Annotated in this window: 20 protein-coding genes and 1 pseudogene; 11 read left to right on the top strand and 10 right to left on the bottom strand. The window is 70.6% G+C overall.

Features of this window, described 5'->3' with window-relative positions; all coding sequences use genetic code 11:
- Positions 1-14 precede the first annotated feature (14 nt).
- Entirely contained in the window at positions 15-476 is a 462-nt protein-coding gene (locus IF64_RS0117770) for a hypothetical protein (protein ID WP_030533263.1), read from the top strand.
- A gap of 78 nt (positions 477-554) precedes the next feature.
- Here IF64_RS0117770 and IF64_RS0117765 read toward each other — a convergent pair whose 3' ends face one another.
- Positions 555-1,211, bottom strand: a complete 657-nt coding sequence (locus tag IF64_RS0117765) for a response regulator (RefSeq protein ID WP_030533262.1) — start codon at positions 1,209-1,211, stop codon at positions 555-557.
- Positions 1,208-2,353 carry a sensor histidine kinase gene (locus tag IF64_RS0117760; protein WP_030533261.1) on the bottom strand — a complete coding sequence of 382 codons (1,146 nt, stop codon included), beginning with the start codon at positions 2,351-2,353 and terminating at the stop codon, positions 1,208-1,210. Before IF64_RS0117760 ends, IF64_RS0117765 begins: the two co-directional genes overlap by 4 nt.
- 141 nt (positions 2,354-2,494) lie before the next feature.
- Here IF64_RS0117760 and IF64_RS0117755 point away from each other — a divergent pair, with 141 nt between their 5' ends.
- Positions 2,495-3,226, top strand: coding sequence for an ABC transporter ATP-binding protein (locus IF64_RS0117755; protein ID WP_030533260.1), 732 nt, complete (start codon positions 2,495-2,497; stop codon positions 3,224-3,226).
- The gene (locus tag IF64_RS0117750; RefSeq protein ID WP_030533259.1) at positions 3,223-4,008 is read left to right on the top strand and encodes an ABC transporter permease; all 786 of its coding nucleotides are present in this window, start codon (positions 3,223-3,225) and stop codon (positions 4,006-4,008) included. The genes IF64_RS0117755 and IF64_RS0117750 overlap by 4 nt, the downstream gene beginning before the upstream one ends.
- Before the next feature lie 9 nt (positions 4,009-4,017).
- Here the strand turns inward: IF64_RS0117750 and IF64_RS0117745 are convergent, their stop codons facing one another.
- From IF64_RS0117745 to IF64_RS0117735, 3 genes are all read right to left on the bottom strand, one after another.
- Complete coding sequence (locus IF64_RS0117745) at positions 4,018-4,881, bottom strand: glycosyltransferase family 2 protein (protein ID WP_211252609.1); 864 nt, start codon at positions 4,879-4,881, stop codon at positions 4,018-4,020.
- A 145-nt stretch (positions 4,882-5,026) separates the two neighbouring features.
- Positions 5,027-6,172: a glycosyltransferase family 4 protein gene (locus tag IF64_RS0117740; protein WP_030533257.1), complete on the bottom strand. Its 1,146-nt coding sequence runs from the start codon at positions 6,170-6,172 to the stop codon at positions 5,027-5,029.
- A gap of 72 nt (positions 6,173-6,244) precedes the next feature.
- Entirely contained in the window at positions 6,245-7,321 is a 1,077-nt protein-coding gene (locus IF64_RS0117735) for a glycosyltransferase family 4 protein (RefSeq protein WP_030533256.1), read from the bottom strand.
- A gap of 54 nt (positions 7,322-7,375) precedes the next feature.
- Between IF64_RS0117735 and IF64_RS0117730 the strand changes: the two genes are divergently transcribed.
- Genes IF64_RS0117730 through IF64_RS0117720 form a run of 3 tightly spaced genes read left to right on the top strand, consistent with a single transcriptional unit; the run spans position 7,376 to position 11,932 of the window.
- Positions 7,376-8,290 (top strand): glycosyltransferase family 2 protein, encoded by a 915-nt coding sequence (locus IF64_RS0117730; RefSeq protein ID WP_030533255.1) that lies wholly within the window; start codon positions 7,376-7,378, stop codon positions 8,288-8,290.
- Between the two features lie 29 nt (positions 8,291-8,319).
- Positions 8,320-10,833, top strand: coding sequence for a glycosyltransferase (locus IF64_RS0117725; RefSeq protein WP_030533254.1), 2,514 nt, complete (start codon positions 8,320-8,322; stop codon positions 10,831-10,833).
- Positions 10,826-11,932 (top strand): glycosyltransferase family 4 protein, encoded by a 1,107-nt coding sequence (locus IF64_RS0117720; protein WP_030533253.1) that lies wholly within the window; start codon positions 10,826-10,828, stop codon positions 11,930-11,932. The genes IF64_RS0117725 and IF64_RS0117720 overlap by 8 nt, the downstream gene beginning before the upstream one ends.
- Before the next feature lie 312 nt (positions 11,933-12,244).
- On the opposite strand, the gene rfbD is transcribed toward IF64_RS0117720, so the two are convergent.
- On the bottom strand, positions 12,245-13,159 hold the full coding sequence (gene rfbD / locus IF64_RS0117710) for a dTDP-4-dehydrorhamnose reductase (RefSeq protein WP_030533252.1): 915 nt from the start codon (positions 13,157-13,159) through the stop codon (positions 12,245-12,247).
- Between the two features lie 108 nt (positions 13,160-13,267).
- A complete protein-coding gene (gene rfbB, locus IF64_RS0117705) occupies positions 13,268-14,242 on the bottom strand; it encodes a dTDP-glucose 4,6-dehydratase (RefSeq protein ID WP_030533251.1) in 975 nt (324 codons plus the stop codon).
- 271 nt (positions 14,243-14,513) lie between these two features.
- Between rfbB and IF64_RS0117700 the strand changes: the two genes are divergently transcribed.
- Genes IF64_RS0117700 through IF64_RS0117690 form a run of 3 tightly spaced genes read left to right on the top strand, consistent with a single transcriptional unit; the run spans position 14,514 to position 18,399 of the window.
- Positions 14,514-16,022 (top strand): LCP family protein, encoded by a 1,509-nt coding sequence (locus IF64_RS0117700; protein ID WP_051757954.1) that lies wholly within the window; start codon positions 14,514-14,516, stop codon positions 16,020-16,022.
- Positions 16,023-16,068: 46 nt separating this feature from the next.
- A complete protein-coding gene (locus IF64_RS0117695) occupies positions 16,069-17,685 on the top strand; it encodes an LCP family protein (RefSeq protein WP_051757953.1) in 1,617 nt (538 codons plus the stop codon).
- Positions 17,686-17,697: 12 nt separating this feature from the next.
- Positions 17,698-18,399: a TIGR03089 family protein gene (locus IF64_RS0117690; RefSeq protein WP_030533248.1), complete on the top strand. Its 702-nt coding sequence runs from the start codon at positions 17,698-17,700 to the stop codon at positions 18,397-18,399.
- Here the strand turns inward: IF64_RS0117690 and IF64_RS0117685 are convergent.
- Positions 18,392-18,814 (bottom strand): DoxX family protein, encoded by a 423-nt coding sequence (locus IF64_RS0117685; RefSeq protein WP_030533247.1) that lies wholly within the window; start codon positions 18,812-18,814, stop codon positions 18,392-18,394. The genes IF64_RS0117690 and IF64_RS0117685 overlap by 8 nt on opposite strands.
- Positions 18,815-19,084: 270 nt before the next feature.
- Between IF64_RS0117685 and IF64_RS0117680 the strand changes: the two genes are divergently transcribed.
- Together IF64_RS0117680 and IF64_RS0117675 are read left to right on the top strand one after the other, a co-directional pair.
- Positions 19,085-19,957 carry a hypothetical protein gene (locus IF64_RS0117680; protein WP_145600613.1) on the top strand — a complete coding sequence of 291 codons (873 nt, stop codon included), beginning with the start codon at positions 19,085-19,087 and terminating at the stop codon, positions 19,955-19,957.
- 67 nt (positions 19,958-20,024) lie between these two features.
- Positions 20,025-20,483, top strand: coding sequence for an SRPBCC family protein (locus IF64_RS0117675; protein ID WP_030533245.1), 459 nt, complete (start codon positions 20,025-20,027; stop codon positions 20,481-20,483).
- Between the two features lie 56 nt (positions 20,484-20,539).
- On the opposite strand, the gene IF64_RS0117670 is transcribed toward IF64_RS0117675, so the two are convergent.
- Both IF64_RS0117670 and IF64_RS0117665 read right to left on the bottom strand, forming a co-directional pair.
- Positions 20,540-21,091: a hypothetical protein gene (locus IF64_RS0117670; RefSeq protein ID WP_030533244.1), complete on the bottom strand. Its 552-nt coding sequence runs from the start codon at positions 21,089-21,091 to the stop codon at positions 20,540-20,542.
- A 186-nt stretch (positions 21,092-21,277) separates the two neighbouring features.
- A pseudogene (locus tag IF64_RS0117665) lies at positions 21,278-22,128 on the bottom strand (hypothetical protein); the annotation flags it as partial.

Genomic DNA, 22,128 nt, shown 5'->3' with positions numbered 1-22,128 from the left:
GGGAGGACGTGGGCATGGATCCCCGCGATCGGGCGGACGCCGTACTCGCTCGGGCGCAGCAGCGCAAGGGCGTGGTGACGCCGGACAACATGGAGTCACCGATGGACTCCGCCGATACGCAGGTCATCCCCTCGTCCGTGGTCGCGGACGCCGAGCAGGACCCGGACACGACGGCCAAGGTGCCGACGTCGGTCATCGAGCGCAACGACGAGAGCCACCTGTCGCAGCCCGCACCCACGGTGCCGTTGGCCACGCCACAGGCCGACGGATCCGCGGCCCAGTCCTCGGCGCGCACCCAGCCGCTCGACACACCGGACGCCCCCGCCGACATGACGTTCACCGGTGCTCCCGTGCAGAAGCCGGCCGCCGACCAACGCGGCGACCGGAACGAGCCGGATTCCGACGGCTTCGTCCCGACCACGAAGGTTCAGACCACGGGCCAGTCCGAGCTCGCCCGCCGCCTCGAAGGTCTGTGACCACGCCGGAAGCCCCTGGATCCGCAACACCGGGTTCTGAAACCGCAACACGGGCTCCCGAGAGCGCAACACGGGTTCTCATGGTCTGCTCAGCAGGCCAAGGTGGAGTGCCCGAAGTACCGCCCTGGTGCGGTCGCGCACGTAGAGCTTCATCAGCACGTTCGACACGTGGTTCTTGACGGTCCCCTCGGCCAGGCCCACCGCGTCGGCGATCTCCCGGTTGTTGAAGCCGCCCGCGAGTAGGCGCAGGACGTCGAGTTCGCGTTCGGTCAGCGGTTCGGGTGCGGGCAGGTCGTCGAAGTCGGGCACGTCGTCGGCCACCTCGACCGCACGCAGCAGCCGCTCGGTGAGCGCGGGCTGCACCAGCGATCCGCCACGGGCAAGGGTGCGGATCGCGTGCACGAGCTGCTCGAGCGTCACATCCTTGAGCAGGTAGCCGCGCGCACCCGCACGCAGGGCCTTGAGCACGAGCTCGTCGTCGTCGAAGGTGGTCAGCACGAGCACGGGCACGTCGAGGCCACGCTGCCGCATCGCCTCCAACGTGGCGATGCCGTCGCGCCCCGGCATCCGCAGGTCGAGCAGCAGGACGTCGGGGGCGTCGCGGGTCAGGACGTCCAGCGCCTCATCACCGTCGGCCGCCTCCGCCACCACGGTCACGTCCTCCGACAGGCCGAGCAGGCTGAGCACGCCCTGCCGCACGAGTGTCTGGTCGTCGGCCACGCACACGCGGATCATGAGACCGCCACCGGGACGGCCGCCGGCGGCAGTTCGAGCCGTACCGCGAAGCCGCCGCGGCCGTCGAACGACACCTCGCCGCCGAGTTCCTCGGCACGTTCCCGCAGGCCGGTGAGCCCGTGGCCGAGTCGCAGTGCGGCGGTCCCCCTGCCGTCGTCCCTGGCGTGGAGTTCGACCCCGCCGCCGTCGCGCGTGCGGACGTCGATCCACAGGTTCTCCGCCCCCGAATGCCGGATGGCGTTGGTGACGATCTCCTGCACGCATCGGATCAGCACGGTGATGCACCGTTCGTCGACCTCCACGTCGTCGGCCACGGTGAGGTGTCCGCGCGGGCGCGGCAGGTCGCGGACGATCGTGTCGAGGGCGGTACGCAGTTCCGGGGGCCGCGACCGCAGATCGCCCACCGTGGAACGGACGTCGGCGAGCAGTTCCTTCGCCAGCAGGCGGGAGCGTTCGACGTCCGCGGAAGCCTCGCCCCGTACCCGGTGGTTGGCCGTTTCAAGGTTCAACGCCAGCGCGGAGAGCTTGTGCCCCAACAGGTCGTGCAGTTCCCGCGCGATCCGGAGCCGCTCCTGCGCCTGGCTCGACTCGGCGAGCAGTGCGGTGGCGCTGCGCAGCTCGGCGTGGGCCACCGCGAGGTTCTCGTTGGCCACCTGTTCCCGGCGTTCGGTCCAGGCGGTGAACAGGTACAGCACCTGAAGCACGGCGTAGAGGGCGGTGGTGAGCAGCACGTCCGGCCAGCCGAGGCCGTGCGAGAACACCGCCGTCGCCACGACGGCCGTGTTGACCGCGACGATGCCGACGGCGACCCGCACCGACAGGAACTGCGCCGCCAGTGCCGCGGCGAACACGAGCAGGATCGGTGTCACGCCGTGGTTGCCCGCGAGCAGCACCGTCGCGGCCCCGCAGACCACGGCGAGCGCGGCGAAGACGGCCGGGTTCACGCGCCGGGGCCCGCGATCCGCCGTCGGGACGGCCACCATCGCGGCGAGATAGCCGACGTAGCACAACAGCCACACCCAGAACGGTCCCCGCGTCGCGTCGCCGCTGGTGAACTCGACGACCACGACCGGCACACCGACGACGAGGTAGATCGCCAACCCGGCCAGCGCCATCCAGATCTCGAGGCGTTCCTTCCTCATCCGCCGAGTCTAGAAGTGCCGCGCCCGCCCCGGCATCTGCCGAAAGTCATGCCCGCGAGCCGTGACGTTCGGCAGACGACACGCAGGCCGCGCCGTCCCTAGGTTGCCGTGCACAGGGATTTCCAGGGAAAGGGGAGCGACATGGCCGTCATCGAGGTGGAGGACGTCCGCAAGCGTTACGGCGAGACCGTCGCCGTCGACGGGGTCAGCTTCACCGTCGAACACGGCGAGATCTTCGGCGTGCTGGGCAGGAACGGGGCAGGCAAGACGACGACCGTCGAGATCATCGAGGGCCTGCGCAGACCCGACTCCGGATCGGTGCGGGTGCTCGGGCTCGATCCGGTCCGCGACCGCAAGGCCCTGCGCAACGTCCTCGGCGTGCAGCTGCAGGAAGGCACCCTGCCGGACAAGGCGACGGTCGGCGAGCTCGTGCGGCTGTATCGCTCGTTCTACGCCGACGGGCACGACCCGCACCGGTTGCTGGCCGATCTCGGCCTCGACCACAAGCGCGACACGTTCGTCGACGACCTCTCCGGCGGCCAGGTGCAGCGACTGTCGATCGCGCTGGCACTCGTCGGCAAGCCGCGCGTCGCGGTTCTCGACGAGCTCACCACGGGCCTCGACCCGCGGGCGCGCAGGGACACCTGGGAGCTGATCGAACAGGTGCGCTCGGCGGGCGTGACGATCCTGCTCGTCACCCACTTCATGGACGAGGCCAAGCACCTCTGCGATCGCATCGCCGTGTTCGACGGCGGGCGGATCGCGGCACTGGACACGCCCGCGGGCCTGGTCGCCCGCACCCACGGCGAATCCGACGCCTCGCTCGACGAGGCCTTCCTGGCGATGACCGACGACGAGGAGCCGCGACGATGACCGATCACACCGCGCAGGTGGCGATTCCCCGCACCGGTCCGGGCCCGCGCGCCTGGCTGGCACTGACGGCACACGAGGGCCGCATGGTCCGCCGCGACACGGCGGGCTTGCTCATCCCGCTGGGGATGCCGCTGCTGATCATGGTGATGAACGGCGGTGGTGACTCGCCCACCGCCCCCGGCCTGGGTGGCATGACGCAGCAGACCGCGTTCCTGCTTCCGATGGCGATGGTCATGGTGGTCGCGATCGTCGGCGTGATCAACATGCCGTCGTTCCTGGCGACCTATCGTCGCTACAAGATCCTGCGACGACTGGCGGTCACGCCCGCGAGTCCGTCGATGGTGCTGGTCGCGCAGGTGGTCGTCGGCCTGCTGCAGACGCTGGCCGGGGTGGTGCTGGTGCTCGTGGTCGCGGCGATGATGTTCGACGTCGCGCCGCCGGCCGCACCGCTGGCGCTCGTGGCGGCGTTCGTCGCGACGACGGCCGCGATGTTCGCCGTCGGCATGCTGATCGCCGCCGTCTCGCCCACGCCCAACGCGGCGCTGGCGATCGGGCTCGTGGCGTTCTTCGCGATCATGGCGCTCGGCGGCGGCTTCGGTAACACCGCAAACCTGCCGGACGCCCTGGCCACCGCCGGGCAGTACCTGCCGTTCGGCGCGGGTCTCGAGTCGATGCTCGCCGCGTGGCTCGGCGAGCCGATGAACGCAGGTCAGGTGGGCGCGCTCGGGGGCGTCACGGTCGTCGCCGGACTGGTGTCGGCGCGCCTGTTCCGCTGGGAATGACCGGGCCGTTCAGCCGCCGCGGGTCTCGAGTTTGAGGCGCAGTTTCAGGCCGAGCTTCACCACGGCCAGGAACGGCTTCCACCGGAGCCCGCGGTGGCGGTCGGCCAGATACCGGTAGGCGCTGTCGTGGTGCACCGCGAGCATGGTCGCCGACGCCTTCGACGTCGACTCCCCGCCGATGTGCATCACCGCGGCCGACGGGGCGTAGACGTTGAGCCAGCCCGCCCTGGTCATGCGATCGCCCAGGTCGACGTCCTCGAAGTACATGAAGTACCGCGGGTCGAAACCGTCGACCGAGTCGAACGCCTCGCGGCGGAACAGCTGGCACGAGCCGGACAGCCAGCCCGCCGTCCGTTCGGTCGGGGCGGCGGTCTCCTGGCGGTACGCGCGCGTCCACGGGTTGCCCGGCCAGATCTTGCCGAACACGGCGTGGCCGATGCCCCTGCCCGGCGAAGGCAGCAGCCGCGCCGAGGGGTACACGGACCCGTCGGGTTCGCGGATCAGGGGGCCGAACGCACCGCCGCGTGGCCACCGTTCGGCGACCGCCAGCAGCGCGTCGAGCGAACCCGGGTCCCATTCGAGGTCGGGGTTGGCGACGACGACCCAGCCGATGTCGTCGCCGAGCTCGGCCACGCCACGGTTGGCCGCGGCCCCGTAGCCGAGGTTGTCGCCCATCGGCACGAGCCGGACGTCGGCACGTTCGGCCGCCTTCTCCGGGGCACCGTCGACCGACCCGTTGTCGGCGAGGACGACGGGCACGTCGCGGTCGGTCGCGGTGGCGAGCGTGTCGAGGAATCGCTCGAGCGTCGCGCCCGGGGAGTACGTCACGGTCACCACGGCGACCCCGTCGCCGTAGGTCTTCGGCTCGGTCACGCCGACATTCTGCACCCGCACGGCCGGCCGCCCCGGATGGCCCCGGATGTCCCTGGACGCCCTGGATCCGCAACACGGACCCCTGGGGACGCGACACGGACCCCAGGAAGCGCAACACGGGCCCCTGAGGGCGCAACACGGGCGCTCAGGCGGCGGCTCTCGCTGCGTGGGCGGCTTTCGCGTAGGCCTCGCGGTGGCCCTCCGCGGTCGCGCACCAGGAGAAGTCCTTCGCCCTGCGCTGTGCCGCCGACGCCAGCCTCGATCGGCGGGCCGGGTCGTCGAGCAGTTCCCTCAGTGCGGCCGCCACGTCGCCCGCGCCGACGCCGCAGTAGGCGACCGCGTCGCCGCCGACCTCCGGCAGCGCCAACCGGCGCGTCGTCAGCACGCACGCACCCGAGGCCATGGCCTCCAGCACCGGCAGTCCGAATCCCTCGCCGAGACTCGGATACGCCACGAGTTCGCTGCTCCCGAGGAATCCCGACAGGGTGTCGAACGGCAGATACCCCGCCCTGATCACGCGTAGCCGATACGGCACGGATTCCAGCGCGGCCTCCACCTGCCGGTCCCATCCCGGCTGGCCGGCGAGCACGAGCGCGGGAGGTTCGGACAGGTCGGCGACCGCGCGGGCGAACCCGCGGATGAGCGCGGGCACGTTCTTCCGCGGTTCGAGCGCACCGAGGAACGCGACGTACGGCGTCGATCCCACGCCGATCGCCGCCCTGGCCGCCCGCATCTCCTCGGGTGAGGGCACGTGGAACCGCTCCTCGTCCACGCCGTGGTGGACGACCTCGACGTGGGCCGGCCCGGTCTGGGCCACCCGTTCGAGTTCGTGGGCGGTCGCCTCGCTGGGCACGATGCACACGTCGGCCCTGCGCAGCGCCGTCTGCGTCCACGTGCGGAAGAACCTGGCCTTCACCGAGGAGTGCAGCACGGGGTCGGTGAAGAAGGTCGCGTCGTGCAGCGTCACCACCGAGGCGGCCCTGCTGGCCAGCGGCATCGTGTAGTGCGGCGAGTGCACGACATCGACCCCGAGTCTGCGCACCAGCCGGGGCAGCGTGGTCTGTTCCCAGGTCAACCGGGCGGTGCGGGTGGCGGTCGATTCCGCGGCGGGCACGATGCGCCCGTGCGGGGCCAGACCCGCGTACAGCTCGACGTCGCGCGGTTGGCACACGACGGAGATCGCGGCGCCGTCGGCGTCGAGCGCGGCGACGAGCGAGTCGACATACCTGCCCACGCCACCGCGGTCGGCAGGCACAGCGGTGGCGTCGATCAGAACTCGGGGATCGGCCACCCGAGCAGGGTACGACCCCGCCGAAGGTCCGTGGTGCGGGTTCGCCGAACTTCGCGAAACGTCACAGCCCGGTCAGGGGACGTGCAACCGCCACACCGCCCGCGCGGCCGACGTCCACGTGAACTCCCGTGCCCTCGCCCGGCCCGCGTCGGCCATCCGCGCGCGGTCCGGACCGGACAGGACGCCTCGCAGCGCCGACGCCAAGGCCGCGGCGTCTCCCCTCGGCACGCACACGCCCGCACCGCCGGCGACCTCGACCAGCGCGGGAGCGTCCGAATGCACCACGGGCACGCCCTCGGCCATGGCCTCGAGCACCGGAAGTCCGAACCCCTCGGCCAGGCTGGGCACCGCCACGACGGCCGCACCGCGCAGCAGACCCGCCAGCTGCGCATCGGTGACCCTGCCGAGCACGCGGAGCCGGTCGGTGGGCAGTCCGGACCGCTCGGCGATCGCCTCGGGGTCCAGTCCACCCCACCCCGGCTGCCCCGCGAGCACCAGGACGGCACCCGGCACTTCGGCCATGGCCCTGATCAGCACGTCGATGCCCTTGCGCGGCTCGAGGGTCCCGACCGCGAGGACGTAGGGCCCCGACGTGCCCACCGGCTCGGCAATCGGCTCGGCCTCGGGCCAGGCGGTCGTTCCGTGGCCGACGACGTGCACGGGGGCGGTCACCGGGACGTGGGTGGCGAGCTCGTCGGCGACCGCCCGTGTCGGCACCACGACGGCGTCCGCCCGCCGCGCCGCGGTGGCGATCGCCGCCCGGTGCCACGCCACTCCCCTGGGCGTCAGCGTCTCCGGATGCGACCACGGGACCGTGTCGTGCACCGTCACCGACAGCGTCCGCCCGCTCGGTGCACGCGGCGGTGCCAGCGGCGTGGGCGCGTGGACGGCGTCCCCGCCCGGCCACCACGGCAGGCCGCGCCGCCACAGTTCGGTCAGCACCCGGCGTGAGACGGGCAGCACCCGCGGCCCGCGCACCCCCGCGGTCTCGGCGGGTCCGACGTCGGCGTGCCGTGCGACGACGCCACGTACGCACCAGCCCTCGGGGGCGGTCTCGGCCAGCGCGCGCAGCAGTTCCGCCGTGTACCGGCCCGTCCCGCCCGGCACCGGCGCCAGCACCTGCTCGGCGACGACCGTCAACTCCCGCACGGCGGTCATTCTGCACCCGAGACCGCCGCGTCCCGCACGCTGTAGTTTCGGACCATGCCCGCCCGGCCAGCCACCACCGTCGTCGTCGTGACGTGGCGCGGCGCCGACCACCTCGCCGCATGCCTCGACGGCCTGGCCGCCCAGACACGTCCACATCGGACGCTCGTGGTGGACAACGCCTCCGACGACGGCACCGCTCGCGTGCTCGCCGAGCATCCGAGCAGGCCCGAGGTACTCCGGCTCGACGTCAACACCGGCTACGCGGGCGGAATCGCGGCCGCACTGCCCGCGGTTACGACCGACTTCGTGGCGTGGCTGAACGACGACGCGGTGCCACCACCCCACTGGCTGGACAGCCTGGAGAAGGCGATGGGCCCGGACGTCGCCGCCGTCACCTCGCGCCTGGTGCGGCCCGACGGCGGCGTCCAGTCCACCGGGGTGGGCCTCAGCGCCGACGGTCACGGCTACGACCGCACGGACGGGTCCGCCGCGTTCGGATTCTGCGGCGGCGCGGCCCTGTTGCGCACCACGGCCCTGCGCGACGTGGGCGGTGTGCCGGCCGAGTTCTTCTGCTACTACGAGGACACCGACACGTCGTGGCGGCTGCGCCTGGCCGGCTGGGACGTGGCGGTCGCCGCGGTCGACGTCCGCCACCTGCACGGCGCCAGTTCGCGCCCCGGTTCGGCGTCGTTCCACCGCTGGAACGAGCGCAACCGCCTGCTCACGCTGCTGCGCTGCGCACCGGCGCCCGTTGCACTGCGCGAGCTCGCGCGGTTCGCGGCTCTCACCGCGCTCCTGCCGCTGCGGAGGAGCCGACCGGACGCGCCCAACTTCGCGGTCCGGCTGCGACTGGGCGTACTCGCCTCCGTCGGCCGCCGACTGCCGTGGGTGTACCGCACCCGCAGGGCCGTCACGCGGCGCGGCGTCGTCGGCCGAGCCGTGGTCTGGCAGCGCTGGGCCTCCGGATAAGCTGAGGCGGCCGAGGGGAAGGAGCGCCCGTGAGTCAGCAGGCCTCGTCGCAGCCGCTGGTCTCGGTCATCGTCGTGAACTACCGCGGTGCCGACGACACGATCACGTGCCTGCGCGCGCTCGCCGACCACGACTACCCGCACCTCGAGATCATCTGCGTCGACAACGCCTCCGGTGGCGACGACGTGGCGCGCATCCGCGAGGCGGCACCGAACGTTCGGCTGATCACCTCGGAGAGCAACCTCGGGTTCGCGGGCGGCTGCAACCTCGGCGCCCGCGAGGCGAGCGGCACGGTGCTGGCGCTGCTCAACAACGACGCACGTCCCGCACCCGGCTGGGTCGAGGCCGCCGTCGCCACGTTGCGCGGCGACCCGACCGTCGGCGCGGTCGCCAGCAAGGTCCTCGACTGGGAGGGCTCTGGCACCGATTTCGTCGACGCCGGACTGACGTGGTTCGGCATGGGCTACAAGCGGCACGCGGGCGGCCCGATCGCCGACGTCCCTGCCGGCGAGCACGAGGTGGCCAAGGACGTCCTGTTCGCCACGGGCTCGGCGATGTTCGTGCGCGCGTCGGTGTTCGCCGAGCTCGGCGGGTTCGACGAACGCTTCTTCATGTTCTACGAGGACGTCGACCTGGGGTGGCGGCTCAACCTGCGCGGCTGGCGAGTGCGGTACGTGCCCGAGTCGCTGACCTACCACCGCCACCACGCGACGATGTCCGAAGTGGACACGCCGGACAGCGGCCGGGAGACGTTCCTGCTCGAGCGCAACGCGCTGGCCGCGCTGTACAAGAACGCCTCCGACGAGACACTCGCCTCGGCACTGCCCGCCGCACTCGCGCTGGCCGTGCGCCGCGCCACGGCGCGCGGCGAGCTCGACCCGAACCAGCTCGACCTCGAACACGGCACGGGGCCCGCCGACACCACCCCGGTCCCGGTACCGCGCAGCACGCTGGCCGGCGTGCTCGCCATCGACCGGTTCGTCGAGCTGCTGCCCGCGCTGGCCGAGGCCCGCGCCACCGAGCAGGCCGCCCGCGTCCGCACCGACGCGGACTTGCTTCCGCTGCTGCGCAACGCATTGGAGCCGGCCTACCCGCTCCCGAGCTACCTCGCGGCCCACGACATCCTCGTCGAGGCCTTCGGCATCGACCGCGCATTCGGCAGGCGCCGCAAGATCCTGGTCCTGACCGGTGACGCCATCACCGAACGCATGGCCGGCCCCGCGATTCGTGCGTGGAACATCGCCGAGGTGCTCTCCGGCGAACACGACGTCCGCCTGGTCACCGTCAACCCGCTCGCCGATCCCCCGCCCGCGCCGTTCCCCGTGAGTGCCGCACGCAGGCGCGACCTGACCGAACCCGTCGAGTGGGCCGACATCGTCGTGCTGCAGGGGCACGTCCTCGAGATGGCGCCCGCGCTGACCGCCGAGTACTCCCACAAGATCGTCGTGTGCGACCTGTACGACCCGATGCACCTGGAGCTGCTCGAGCAGACCAAGGACGTGCCGGACGACCGGCGCGCGGCCGATCTCGAAGGCGTCACGCGCGTACTGGAGGCCCAGCTGCAGCGCGGCGACTTCTTCCTCTGCGCCTCGGAGCGGCAACGGCACCTGTGGCTGGGCCACCTCGCCGCGACGGGCAGGCTCACGCCGCGGTTGTACGACGCCGATCCGACCATGCAGTCGCTGCTTTCGGTCGTCCCGTTCGGACTGTCGGCACGCGGACCGCGGCGCACCGGACCGGGACTTCGGCCGACCCTGGGACTGTCCGAAAGCGACCGAGTCGTGCTGTGGGCGGGCGGTGTGTACAGCTGGTTCGACCCGCTCACGCTCGTGCGCGCGGTCGAGCAGGTCAGCACCCGCCACGACGACCTGCGGCTGGTGTTCCTCGGCATGAAACACCCCAACCCCGAGGTGACCGAAATGGACATCGGGGCGCGGACGATGCGACTGTCGGACTCGCTGGGCCTCACCGGCAAGCACGTGTTCTTCAACGAACAGTGGGTGCCCTACGACGATCGGCAGAACTGGCTGCTCGACGCCGACTGCGGCGTCACCACCCACTTCGAGCACATCGAGACCACGTTCGCGTTCCGCACCCGCGTCCTGGACTACCTGTGGGCCGGCCTGCCGATCATCACCACCGACGGGGACGCGTTCGCCGACCTGGTGCGCGAGGAACGGCTCGGGGTCGTCGTCCCTGCCGAGGACCGGGACGCACTCGCCGAGGCACTCGAGAAGTGCCTGTACGACACCGAGTTCGCCGACGGCTGCCGGGAACGGATCGCCGCGGTCGCCGAGCGCTACACGTGGCCGAACGTGCTCGAGCCGCTGGTGCGGTTCTGCCGGGACCCGCGCCCGGCGGCCGACCGCCTCGCGGGCGCCGCGGACCTCACCCGTGAGCCACCGCTGAACCGGGCTCAGAAGGTGCGCCGCGACGTCGCCCTCGTCAAGGAGTACCTGGCCGACGGCGGTCCCGCGGAACTGTCGCGGCGCGCCGCCGGTCGGGTGCGCAAGATCGTGCGGACGAGGTTGCGCCGTGGCTGACCGCGGTGGGACCCGCCGTCCACTTCGGGTACTGCTCGACGGCACTCCGCTGCTCGGCAACCGCACGGGCATCGGCAGGTACACCGCGTCGCTGTCGGAACAGCTCGCCTCGTTTCCCGACGAGGTCGACCTGCGTGCCGTGGCCTTCACACTGCGCGGGTGGCGCAAGCTACGCACGGTCCTGCCCCACGGCGTGGCCGCGCGCGGGATGCCGGTGGCCGCACGCGCGTTGCGGAAGATGTGGGTGCGTTCGTCGTTCCCGCCCGTCGGCCTGTTCGCCGGCCGCTACGACGTCGTGCACGGCACGAACTTCGTCCTTCCCGCCAGCAGGCGCGGCGCGGGCGTGCTGACGATTCACGACCTGGCGTTTCTCGACGCACCCGACGAGCTCGCGCCGAGCGACGCCGAGCTGCCCCAGCTCGTGCGGCGCGGTGCCGAGCGGGCGCACGTGATCTGCACGCCCACCCACGCGGTGGCCGACGCCGTGGCCGAACGTCTCGACGTCGACCGCGACAAGATCCACGTCACGCCGCTCGGGGTCGACGCGGGCTGGTTCACCGGACGTCCGCCGAGCACGCGGACCCGCACGCGACTCGGCCTTCCGTCGCGGTATCTGCTGTTCGCGGGTGCACCCGGCCCGCGCAAGGGACTGGACTGGCTGCTGCGCGCCCACGCCGCGGACCCCGAGCTGCCTCCCCTCGTGTTCGCAGGGCCCGGCTCGTTCCCGCGGGGCGAGCGGCGACACCACGTGGGGTACCTGTCCGACGGCGACCTGCAGCGCGTGGTGGCGGGCGCGTCGGCGCTCGTGCTGCCGTCGCGGGACGAAGGCTTCGGGTTGCCCGTGCTCGAGGCGATGGCCTGCGACACCCCCGTGGTGTGCACGGACGTGCCCGCGCTGCGGGAGGTGTCGGGCGGTCTGGCGCACCTGGTGCCCTACGGCGACGTGGAGACCCTCACGCGTGAGCTGCGCGCCGCGGTGGAGGAGCCGAACGCCGCCTCGACGGCCGCCACCCGCCGCGCCCACGCGGGCAACTTCACCTGGCTCCGCTGCGCGGAGGCCACCCTCTCCGCCTACCGAACAGCCGCCGGAACCCATTAACGTCCCGTGTTGCGACCCCGGGGCCGCGTGTTGCGGTCTCGGGTGCGCGTGTTGCGGATCCAGGGACCCGTGTTGTCGATTCGGGAGCCCGTGTTGCGGATCCAGGGTGCCGTGTTGTCGATTCACGTCCGCGGAGACGTGGCGGCCTGAACCGAGGCCCAGCGTCCGGAGTACCGAACCCACAGCAACACAAGCCCCTAAGACCGCAACACGAGCCCCCAAGCGCGCAACACGCACCCCTGAGGACGCAACACGCCACCCCGAGGGCGCAACACGCGCCCCTGAGAACGCAACACGCGGTTCGGCCTTCGGTTACGAGTCGACGAGGGAGTTCTTCCCGGCACGGACGAACGCCGACAGGGCATCGCGCCACGGGCGGAGCGGGGTCAGGCCGGCCTCGCGCCACGACGCGTTCGACAGCACCGAGTACGCCGGCCTCGGCGCGGGGCGCGGAAACTCCGCGGTCGTGCACGGCGACACACGGTCCGGGTCGGCGCCGACCTCCTCGAACACCGCCCGCGCGAACTCGTACCACGTCGTCTCCCCGCCGCCGGTGCAGTGCAGCACCCGCCGCCGCGGCCCGTCCCCGGCTGCGATCACCGACGCCAGCTCCAGCAGCCCCGACGCGAGGTCCACGGTCCACGTCGGACTACCCCGCTGATCATCCACAACGGACGGATCGACACCCTCCGAAGCAAGCCGCGCCATGGTCCGGACGAAGTTCGACCCACCCTCGCCGTAGACCCACGCGGTACGCACGACCCACGCGGAAGCACCGGAGCCCAGCACGGCGTCCTCGCCCGCCGCCTTCGTCCTCCCGTAGGCGCTGCGCGGCCCCAGCGGCGCATCCGGCTCATAGGGCGTCGTGGCGTCACCGGCGAACACATAATCGGTCGACACGTGGATCAACGGAACCCGCCGCGAGGAACAGACCGCCGCCAGCACACGCGGGCCGTCCGCGTTCACCGCGAACGCGCGGTGCTCGTCGTCCTCCGCCGCGTCGACGGCCGTGTACGCCGCCGCATTGATCACGACCGGCGTCCGCCCCTCCGCGCGTGCGGTCTCGACCAGTTCGGTGACGCCTTCGAGCACGGCGCCCGCTCTGGTGATGTCGAGTTCGGACGAGGAGGTGGCCCGCACCGCGGCGTCCCGCTCGGCCCCAACGGCGGACAGATCCTTCCCGAGCTGGCCCGATCCCCCGGGTACGAGCACGGCGAGGCGGCTCATCCGATCACCTCATCAGCGACGACGACACGAGTGCGACCACGGGACGCGGGCCGAGCCGGCACCACACCCGACACAACACCAGCACAGCACCGGCACCACACCAGTGCCTCACCGGTTCTTCAGCGGTTCCCACCACGCGCGGTTGTCGGCGTACCACCGCACGGTCTCGGCGAGCCCGGTCTCGAAGTCGATGCGAGGACGATAACCCAGTTCGCTACTGATTTTGGTGATGTCGACGGAGTATCTGCGGTCGTGACCCTTGCGGTCCTCGACCGGCCGCACCATCTCCCAGCCCACACCGACGGCGCTGAGCAGGCGTTCGGTCAGCTCCCGGTTGGTCAGCTCCGTGCCGCCGCCGATGTTGTAGATCTCGCCGGCGCGGCCGGACTCGGCGACGAGGGCGATGCCGTGACAGTGATCGTCGACGTGCAGCCAGTCACGGACGTTGAGTCCGTCGCCGTACAGCGGAACCTGCAGGCCGTCGAGCAGGTTCGTCACGAACAGCGGGATGACCTTCTCCGGAAACTGATACGGACCGTAGTTGTTCGAACACCGCGTGACACATACCGGCAGACCGTAGGTGCGGTGGAACGAGCGCGCGATCAGGTCCGACGACGCCTTCGAAGCCGAGTACGGCGAGTTGGGCTCCAGGACGTGGTCCTCGGGCCACGAACCCTCCTCGATCGATCCGTAGACCTCGTCGGTGGACACGTGCACGAACTTCGTGACGCCGGCGTCGAGTGCGGCCTGCAGCAGCGTCTGGGTGCCGGCGACGTTGGTGAGCACGAAGTCGGCAGATCCGGCGATGGAGCGATCCACATGGGACTCGGCTGCGAAGTGGACAACCAGGTCGACGCCCCGCATGACGTCGGTGACCACACCGGCGTCGCAGATGTCGCCGCGCACGAACCGCAATCTGGGGCTGTCGGCGACCGGGTCCAGATTCGCCTGGTTGCCCGCGTACGTCAGCTTGTCGAGGACGACGACCTCGGCGTCGGCCAGGGCAGGGTACGCGCCGCCGAGGGTCTGCCGCACGAAGTGCGAACCGATGAACCCGGCACCTCCGGTGACGAGCACCCGCATGTGTTTCCTCCCGTGACGCCCGCAGGCCGATCCAAACCCTCCAAAAGAAGGGGAAAACGCAACAACGCTGCAACGCTGCGGCGTCTGGGGCAAGCGTTACACACCGCGATCAGTACTGTGAAAGGAGGCAGCCATCTGGGAGGAGCGACAGGTGACCGACTGGCCGGGGACAGCGGTCGTGGCCGGCTCTCGCCGACAGCGTCGTCAGCGGAGGAGACGCCCCAGTACGCCGGACGAAGGGGACTCGCGTGCCGGTGGACGGGGTACGGCCATGTGGGCGAGGCGGGGCGGCAAGACGATCGTCGCCCTGCTGTCGGTGGCCGTGCTGGTGCTGTCGTGGTACGGCTGGCAGTTCATCGGCGACGTCAATTCGGGACTGACCACGACGGACGTGTTCGGCGACGACACGATGGCTGCCGAACCGCTCGACGGCGCGATCGACATCCTGCTCGTCGGCCAGGACAGCCGCACCGACGCCCAGGGCAATCCGCTGCCCCGTGAGGTGCTCGACAAGCTGCACGCGGGCGAGGCCGACGGCGAGCGGCAGACCGACACGATGATTCTGGTGCACATCCCGCAGGACGGGCGCGGCGCCGTGGCGATCTCGTTCCCCCGCGACGCCTGGGTCGAACTCCCCGACGGATACGGCACCAACAAGCTCAACAGCGCGTTCAGTCGCGCCTACAACTACACGTCCAGGCAGCTGCACCAGGCCGGTGACAAGGACGCCGACGAGATCGACAACGAGGCCAAGGTCGAAGGCAGGAAGAACCTGATCCGCGCCGTGGAGAAGCTCATCGACCGGCCCGGCATGATCGACCGCTACGCCGAGGTGAACCTGGCGAGCTTCTACGAGATCACCACGGCGATCGGCGGCGTCGACGTCTGCCTGAAGAACGACGTCCACGAGGAGCGCTCCGGCGTGAACCTGAAGGCGGGCAAGCACACCCTCAAGGGGGCGCAGGCACTCGCGTTCGTCCGCCAACGCTACGGACTGCCGAACTACGACCTCGACCGGATCGCCCGCCAGCAGGCCTTCCTGTCGGGTCTGGTGCAGAAGATGCTCTCGCCCGACGTGCTGTTCGACCCCGGCACGCTCCGTGAGGTGGTCCGATCGGTGCAGAAGTCGGTGGTGCTGTCGGAGGACTGGGACCTGATGCAGTTCGCCGCACAGATGCGTGGCCTGTCGGCGGGACAGGTGGAGTTCCGCACCATTCCGGTGGTGGGCGCGGCGCAGTTCGGCAGCGCCTCCGCGCTCGAGGTCGACGTCGACGAGGTGCGGGAGTTCGTCGACGACATCGTCGGCACCCCTCGCGACGACGACCGGTCGCATGTCGAGCCCGGCGACTACACCGTGGACGTCTACAACGGATCGGGCGATCCCGCACTCGGTGACGAGGTGCGGAGCCTGTTGTCCGACAAGGGATTCCAGGGTGAAGGCTCGGCCATAGTGGACGGTGGCCAGGAAAGCGTCGTCCGGCACGCCCCCGGCGAGGAGGACGCGGGACAGGCCGCCGCCGACGCGCTCGGCACCGACGTCGAGGTTCAGGAGGACGCCGACGTTCCGCAGGGCCGGATCGACGTCCACGTCGGCCCCGGCTTCTCCCCCGGTGAGCCGGGCGGCGGTGACGAATCGGGGGTCACCTCCGTGGTTCCGGCGGCCGCACAGGCACCGGTACAGAACACGCCGGAGCCCGACACCGGGGCCGAGACGCGAACGGACGAATCCGATGCGCCGGACGACCCCATCACCGCAGGTGACATCCCCTGCGTGAACTAGGCTGGGGACGGGCCTGAGCAGCACACGCCGGATGGGGAGGGGCCGCGTGGACGAGCGCGAGCAGCGGGATGCGGAGATCCCGGGCTCCGAAGAGACCGAACAGCCGCAGACGGGGGGCGCACGCGAGACCTCCGACGCGTCCGGCACCCCGGACGGCGTTTCCCCCGACAGCGACACGTCGGAAAGTGACACGCCGGAAAGCGCCTCCGCGGACGGCCCCGGCGACCAAGAACGCCCGGTAGACGAGACGACCCCGGCCGCAGCAGCCCCCGGCACTACAACTCCGGACAACGCGGCTCCGGACACCGCAGCTCCGGACAACGCGACTCTGGACAACGCGGCCCCGGCCCCGACCGTGGAGACGCAGACAGCCGCGGCGGGCGCCGCGACGCCGCAACGGGTGGGCACGCCCCGTCCGACGCCGTACCCGCGGACCGGCGGCGGTGCGGCCGCCACCACGGCCGGCACAGTGGCTGACCCGGCGCCGAGCCGGCTGCGCCGGACCGGGCGTGCCGTGAGCCGCACACTGGTGACGCTGCTGTCGGTCGTGGCCCTCGTCGTCACGGGGTACGCCTACGCGCGGCTCGACCAGCTGCACGACGCACTGGAGACCACTGACGCGCTGGACGAGTGGGGCTACTCCGGTGGCGGGGACGACGAGCTGCCACCCGCCCCGCCGGAGGAGGACGCCGCGACCGACATCCTGCTGGTCGGCTCCGACTCGCGCACCGACATGCAGGGCAACCCACTGCCGCTGGACGTGTTGAAGGCGCTGCGCACCGAGAGCACCGACGACCTCAACACCGACACGATGATCATCCTGCGCATCCCGAAGGACGGAAGCGACCCGGTGGGCGTGTCGATCCCCCGTGACACGTGGGTCGACGTGCCCGGCGGCGGCAAGGACAAGATCAACTCGGTGTACGGGACCGCGAAGAACAAGGAGTGGGCCCGGCTGCAGAGTGAGGGCGTGTCGGACCGCGCGCGGCTGGAACGTGATTCGAACCAGGCGGGCAGGCGGGCACTGGTCCGCACGCTCCAGGACTTCACGCAGGTGCACATCGACCACTACGCCGAGATCAACCTGCTCGGCTTCTACATGCTGACCGAGTCGATCGGCGGCGTGGAGGTGTGCCTGAACGCACCGACGCAGGACAAGGACTCCGGTGCGGACTTCGCCGCAGGAGTGCAGACCGTGTCGGGCGGCGAGGCGCTGTCGTTCGTCCGCCAGCGCAAGAACCTGCCGAACGGTGACCTCGACCGCATCGTCCGGCAGCACACGTTCCTGTCGTCGGCGCTGAACAAGACGCTGTCGACCGGCACGTTGACCGATCCGAACAAGCTGTCCGACCTCATCGAGACGGTGCGCCGGTCACTGGTGCTGGACCCCGATCTCGACGTACTGGGCTTCGCGCAGCAGGCGAACGAGCTCGTCGGCGGCGGTCTGGACTTCGAGACGATCCCGGTGCGCGACATCGCCGCGCGCAGCGACGACGGCCAGAGCATCGTGACGGTCGACCTGGAGGAGGTCCGGTCGTTCATCCGCGGCCTGGCACACGGCCAGCGGAGCCAGGCCGACGAGGGCGCACGTGGCGGAGGTGGTGCACCACAGGGCGGGCCCGCGCTCACCCAGGCCCGCACCGACGTGCCGTGCGTCAACTAGGACAATCGCGGTGTGAGTCTTACTGATCGGTTGCTGCGCCCCCTGCTGTCCTCATCGGCCCGTCCGGCGGTGACGCACTACGACGACGCGTTGGGCAGCCGGGTCGAACTGTCGGTGGCGACCCTGACCAACTGGGCGGCGAAGACGGCGAACTGGCTGGTCGAGGAGTTCGACGTCGAGCCGGGCGACCCGGTGCACGTCGACCTGCCCGCGCACTGGCAGACCGCGGGCGTCCTGCTCGGCACGTGGTGGTGCGGTGGTCACGTGGTGACCTCGGCCGACGGCGCGCGGGTGTCGTTCATCGGCCCGGGCGGTGCGACCGGCATCGCCGACGACACCGCGGTCGTGGCGCTGGACCCGCTCGGCCGCGGACTGGGCCCGCAGGGCGCCCCCGGCGGTGCGTTCGACTACCTGTCGGAGGCGCGCACGGCAGGCGACGACTTCACGCCGATCATCCCCGCCCCCGGCGACACCCCTGCACTGCTGGACGCCGACGTCGACGACGTGCTGGCCCGCGCCCGTGCGCGCGCCGACGAGCTTGGCATCGGTGCCGGCGACCGCGTGCTGTCGACGCGCGCGTGGACCCTGCCCGACGGTGTGCTGGACGCGTTCGTCGCGCCGCTGTCGGTGGGTGCGCACGTGGTGCAGGTGTCGAACCCGGCCAAGCTCGACGCGCATCGCACCGCCGAGCGCACCACCGTGGACCTCAGCTGACCGGTTCCTCGGCCTTCTTCCTGCGGCCGAACAGCACGTGGTCTAGGGCGAGGCGTCCGCTGTTGAAGCCCAACGCGAGGCCGGCGAGGGCCAGGACGAGCACGAGTTCGTAGCCGCCCTCGCCGGTGAGCCCGGCCTCGAGGTGCACGCTGAACACGGCGCCGAGGCCCGAGATCGCGAAGCCGATGCCGACCAGCGGCGTGACGAGCCCGACGACGAACAGGATCGGGCCGACGACCTCGACGGCGATGAGGAAGATCGCGGCGAGGGTCGGCAGCGGGATGCCCACGCCGCCGAGCATGTCGGCGGTCGCGTCGATGCCGGAATTCCACTTCTCGAGGCCGTGGGCGAAGAAGACGACGGCGATGCCGATCCGCCCGACGAGCGCGGCGACGTCCTGGATGCGCGAGTACACGACGATGACAGCCTTTCAGGTTGAATTTTCAACAAGGATGCCAGGTGTGACGTAAAGGCGAGATGTGTCGGATTCGCGTGAGTTGTCCACTCGACGTGGAAGCGGCCTGCTGTGGCCGCACACTCCGTGACGACCACAGGGAGTGCTCGACGCTCACCCGCAGGCCATGGACCCGATCGGGCGCAGTCACACATCACCGCATGTACAGGGGTTGCGCTGACCGGATCATGAACGTTCCGAGAGTCCCGCCACTGTGGCTACCGTGATGGCATGCCGCTCTTCTCGCGACAGTACGCCCAGGAACTCAAAGCGGATAAGAATTTTGCGCACACGCTGACCCAGCCCATGCGCACCGATATCCTGGAACTGTTTCGTCGGCACGACCACCATTATGGTTCCCCTCAGGGAGGATCACTGCTCGGCGATCTTCCCGAGATCTTCCGCACGGAGACCGGTAAGCAACTGTCCGCCTTCGTCGCCGACGAGAACGATTTCCGGCCCGTCGACAATGCTCACCTGGCGATCGAATCGGGAGCACGAGCCAACGTCCTGGATCTGATCCAGATCTTCGTGCGACGCCTGTCCTCCATCGACTGCGAACGGGGCCAGCGAGTACTCGGCGAACTGAACGCTGTCTTCACCCACCACCGCTACCCTTGGCGGCTCGGCGAAGACGGATACCGACGATCCGAGTCGGAGATCCTGGAGCAGCAAGCCGAACGCGCGCTGGGACTGCTCGCGGACGCGCGCTTTACGGGTCCGCTCGAGGAATTTCAAGCCGCTCGCGACAGACTGTCCGCAGGTGACACCAAGGGCGCCATCCGCGCCGCGTGCAATGCGTTCGAGTCGACGTTGAAATCCGTACTCGGGGAACCACGAGGCACCGCCAGACAGCTGAGCCAGGAACTCGTCGAGCGCGGTTACTTCGACGATCTCCCCGAAGCAGCTCGACGTGGTTTCCCCGAAAACGTGCTCATGGCGCTTCCGTTCATCGGCAACCGAAACGGCCGCCACGGGCAGGGGCGCGATGTGGTCGACGTCCCAAAACCGTACGCCGAACTTGCGGTAACCCTCGCGGGCACGTTCATCACGTTCTTGCTGACGAAGAGCAATGAGGAACACCAGGGCGGCATCCCCGCATGACCGGCAGCGACGTCCGAGATATGGATTCTCCGTTGACGCACGTCGCAGCGGCGGTACCGTTCCGACCATGGTCACCGCACACGTCGAGGAGACCGTCCGGGTGCCGCCCGAGCGGTTTCTCGAGTTCGTGCTGGACATCGACCGATACGCCACCGAGGTCGACAAGAAGATCCGGCCGGTGTTGTGGTCCGAACGCGACGGCGACACCGTGACCTTCGCCTGCCGACCCAAGCTGGTCGGTCTACGTCAGCCGAAGGTCGTCCAGTACCTGCGACGCACCGGGAATCGGATCGACATCGGCCTGGAGCCCTTGCCGCGCAACCGGATCGCGCACCGGATGGCGAGCTTCAGCGCGAGCGTCGAATGCAGACCGGCGGACGAGGGCTGCCACGTGACGCGCATCCTCCAGTTCGACTTCACGGCTCCGGTGCGCCCGGTCGCCGAACCGCTGTTCCGCCGACGCCTGCAGGCCGAAGTCGAGGACGAGATCCGCCGCGCCAAGGCCTACCTGGAACGCGAAGCCTGAGCCCCTGTTCACCGGGAAGGTGGCCGCGCGGCGAGACGTCAGAACCCGGAGACCGGTCAGCCGGCGAGCAGCACCAGTCCAGCGGTCAGCACGATCCACACGACCACGTGGGCGATGCCGAGGGTGCGCCACCCGCCGCGCGGAGTGTCCCGCGTGTCCCGGAGTACACCCAGCACGTAGGCCGCCGAGACGAACAGGACCGTCAGCGTGATGAGGGTCGTCGGCAGCACCGCCCCGGCTGCGCCCGCCGACGGGCCGATCTGCATGTCGCGGACGACGTCCTCGACATGCGTGCGCTCCGGCAGCAGGACCACGAGCGCACTCGCGATCAGCCCGGGCACCACACCCAGCAGCCACCATGCGTCGCCGAACCTCGCTGCGATGCGGTGAATGGCGTACACCATCGGCAACGCCACGGCAGCCAGCACACACACCACGAGCACGAGCCCGCGGACACTGCCGCCGCCCAGGGCCCACAGCGCCTGCGCAGTCGGCACCCGCAGGAGAACGGCGATCAACGGCGTCGCGATGACGGCGGCGATGGCGAGCACCCGCAGCGGCAGGGCCGTTTCCGCACGTCCGGTCGAGGGAGATGCTTCGTGGTCCATACAGCCGACACTGTGGCAGAACCGTCGCGTCACGACCAGCACGGGGACCGATCCACCCCGCCGCGACCGTCGCGGTATGGACAAAAAGGACAGGCGGGGCAGGTGATCGGCACCCTGCCCCGCCTGTCGCGATAGGTCACGAACGGTGCTGCGAGCCCCTGTCACGGTGGGCCCGCAGCACCGCGGTCACACGTTGTCGCCTCGCCATTCCTCCGGGAAGACACCGCCATTGTCCATGGCGGGAATCATGCCGAACCGGATGAAGTCGAGCGAGCTCTTCGTGATCGTCGCTCCTGTGTTGTGGGTGAAATCGGTGAGCGTCCGTGCGATGTCCTCGAAGCGGTCGATGTGGTGGTGGCTCTCGGCAGGGAAGATCTTCTTGAGCCCCTCCGGAGTCATGTTCACGATCTGATCGACCTTCCGCTCGAACCTGGCGAGCTCGTGGGGATCGATCGACGGGTCGCGAAGCTTCGCCGCCTCGACGAACATGTCCCGGGTCTTACCGGGGCTGTCGCGGAACCACGAATCCGCCTTGCCGCCGCTCTCGCCCTGGCCACCGTTCTCGCCCTGGTTGCCCTGGCCACCGTTCTCGCCCTGGTTGCCGTTCTCGCCCTGGTTGCCGTTCTCGCCCTGGTTGCCGTTCTCGCCCTGATTACCGCCTTGGCCAGGCCGTTCGTTCACATCGGGCGAGGTCTCCGGCGACCGGTCACCGGGCGTTCCTCCGCCGTCGAGCGCGCTCGAGATCGAACCACCCGGCGAGTCAGGCGTCGTGTCCGGAGAGACCCCGCCGGAGCCGGGAGCACCACCGGCGCCCGGGGCCCCGCCCGAACCGGGCACGCCACCGCCGGAACCGCTGGCGCCCGGGGACCCACCGGCATCCGGCGACCCACTGGAACCAGGTGCACCTCCGCCGGAACCGGGAACGCCACCGTTCCCGCCCGAACCGGGAGCACCGCCCGCGCCGCTCGAGGGCTCATTCACCCACGGATTGAACGTCGGATCGTTGTTGTCACCCCACGAACCACCCGGACTTCCAC

The sequence above is a fragment of the Prauserella rugosa genome (assembly GCF_000719975.1).
Lineage (GTDB): Bacteria > Actinomycetota > Actinomycetes > Mycobacteriales > Pseudonocardiaceae > Prauserella > Prauserella rugosa.
This window is presented reverse-complemented; position numbering and strand designations above follow the sequence as displayed.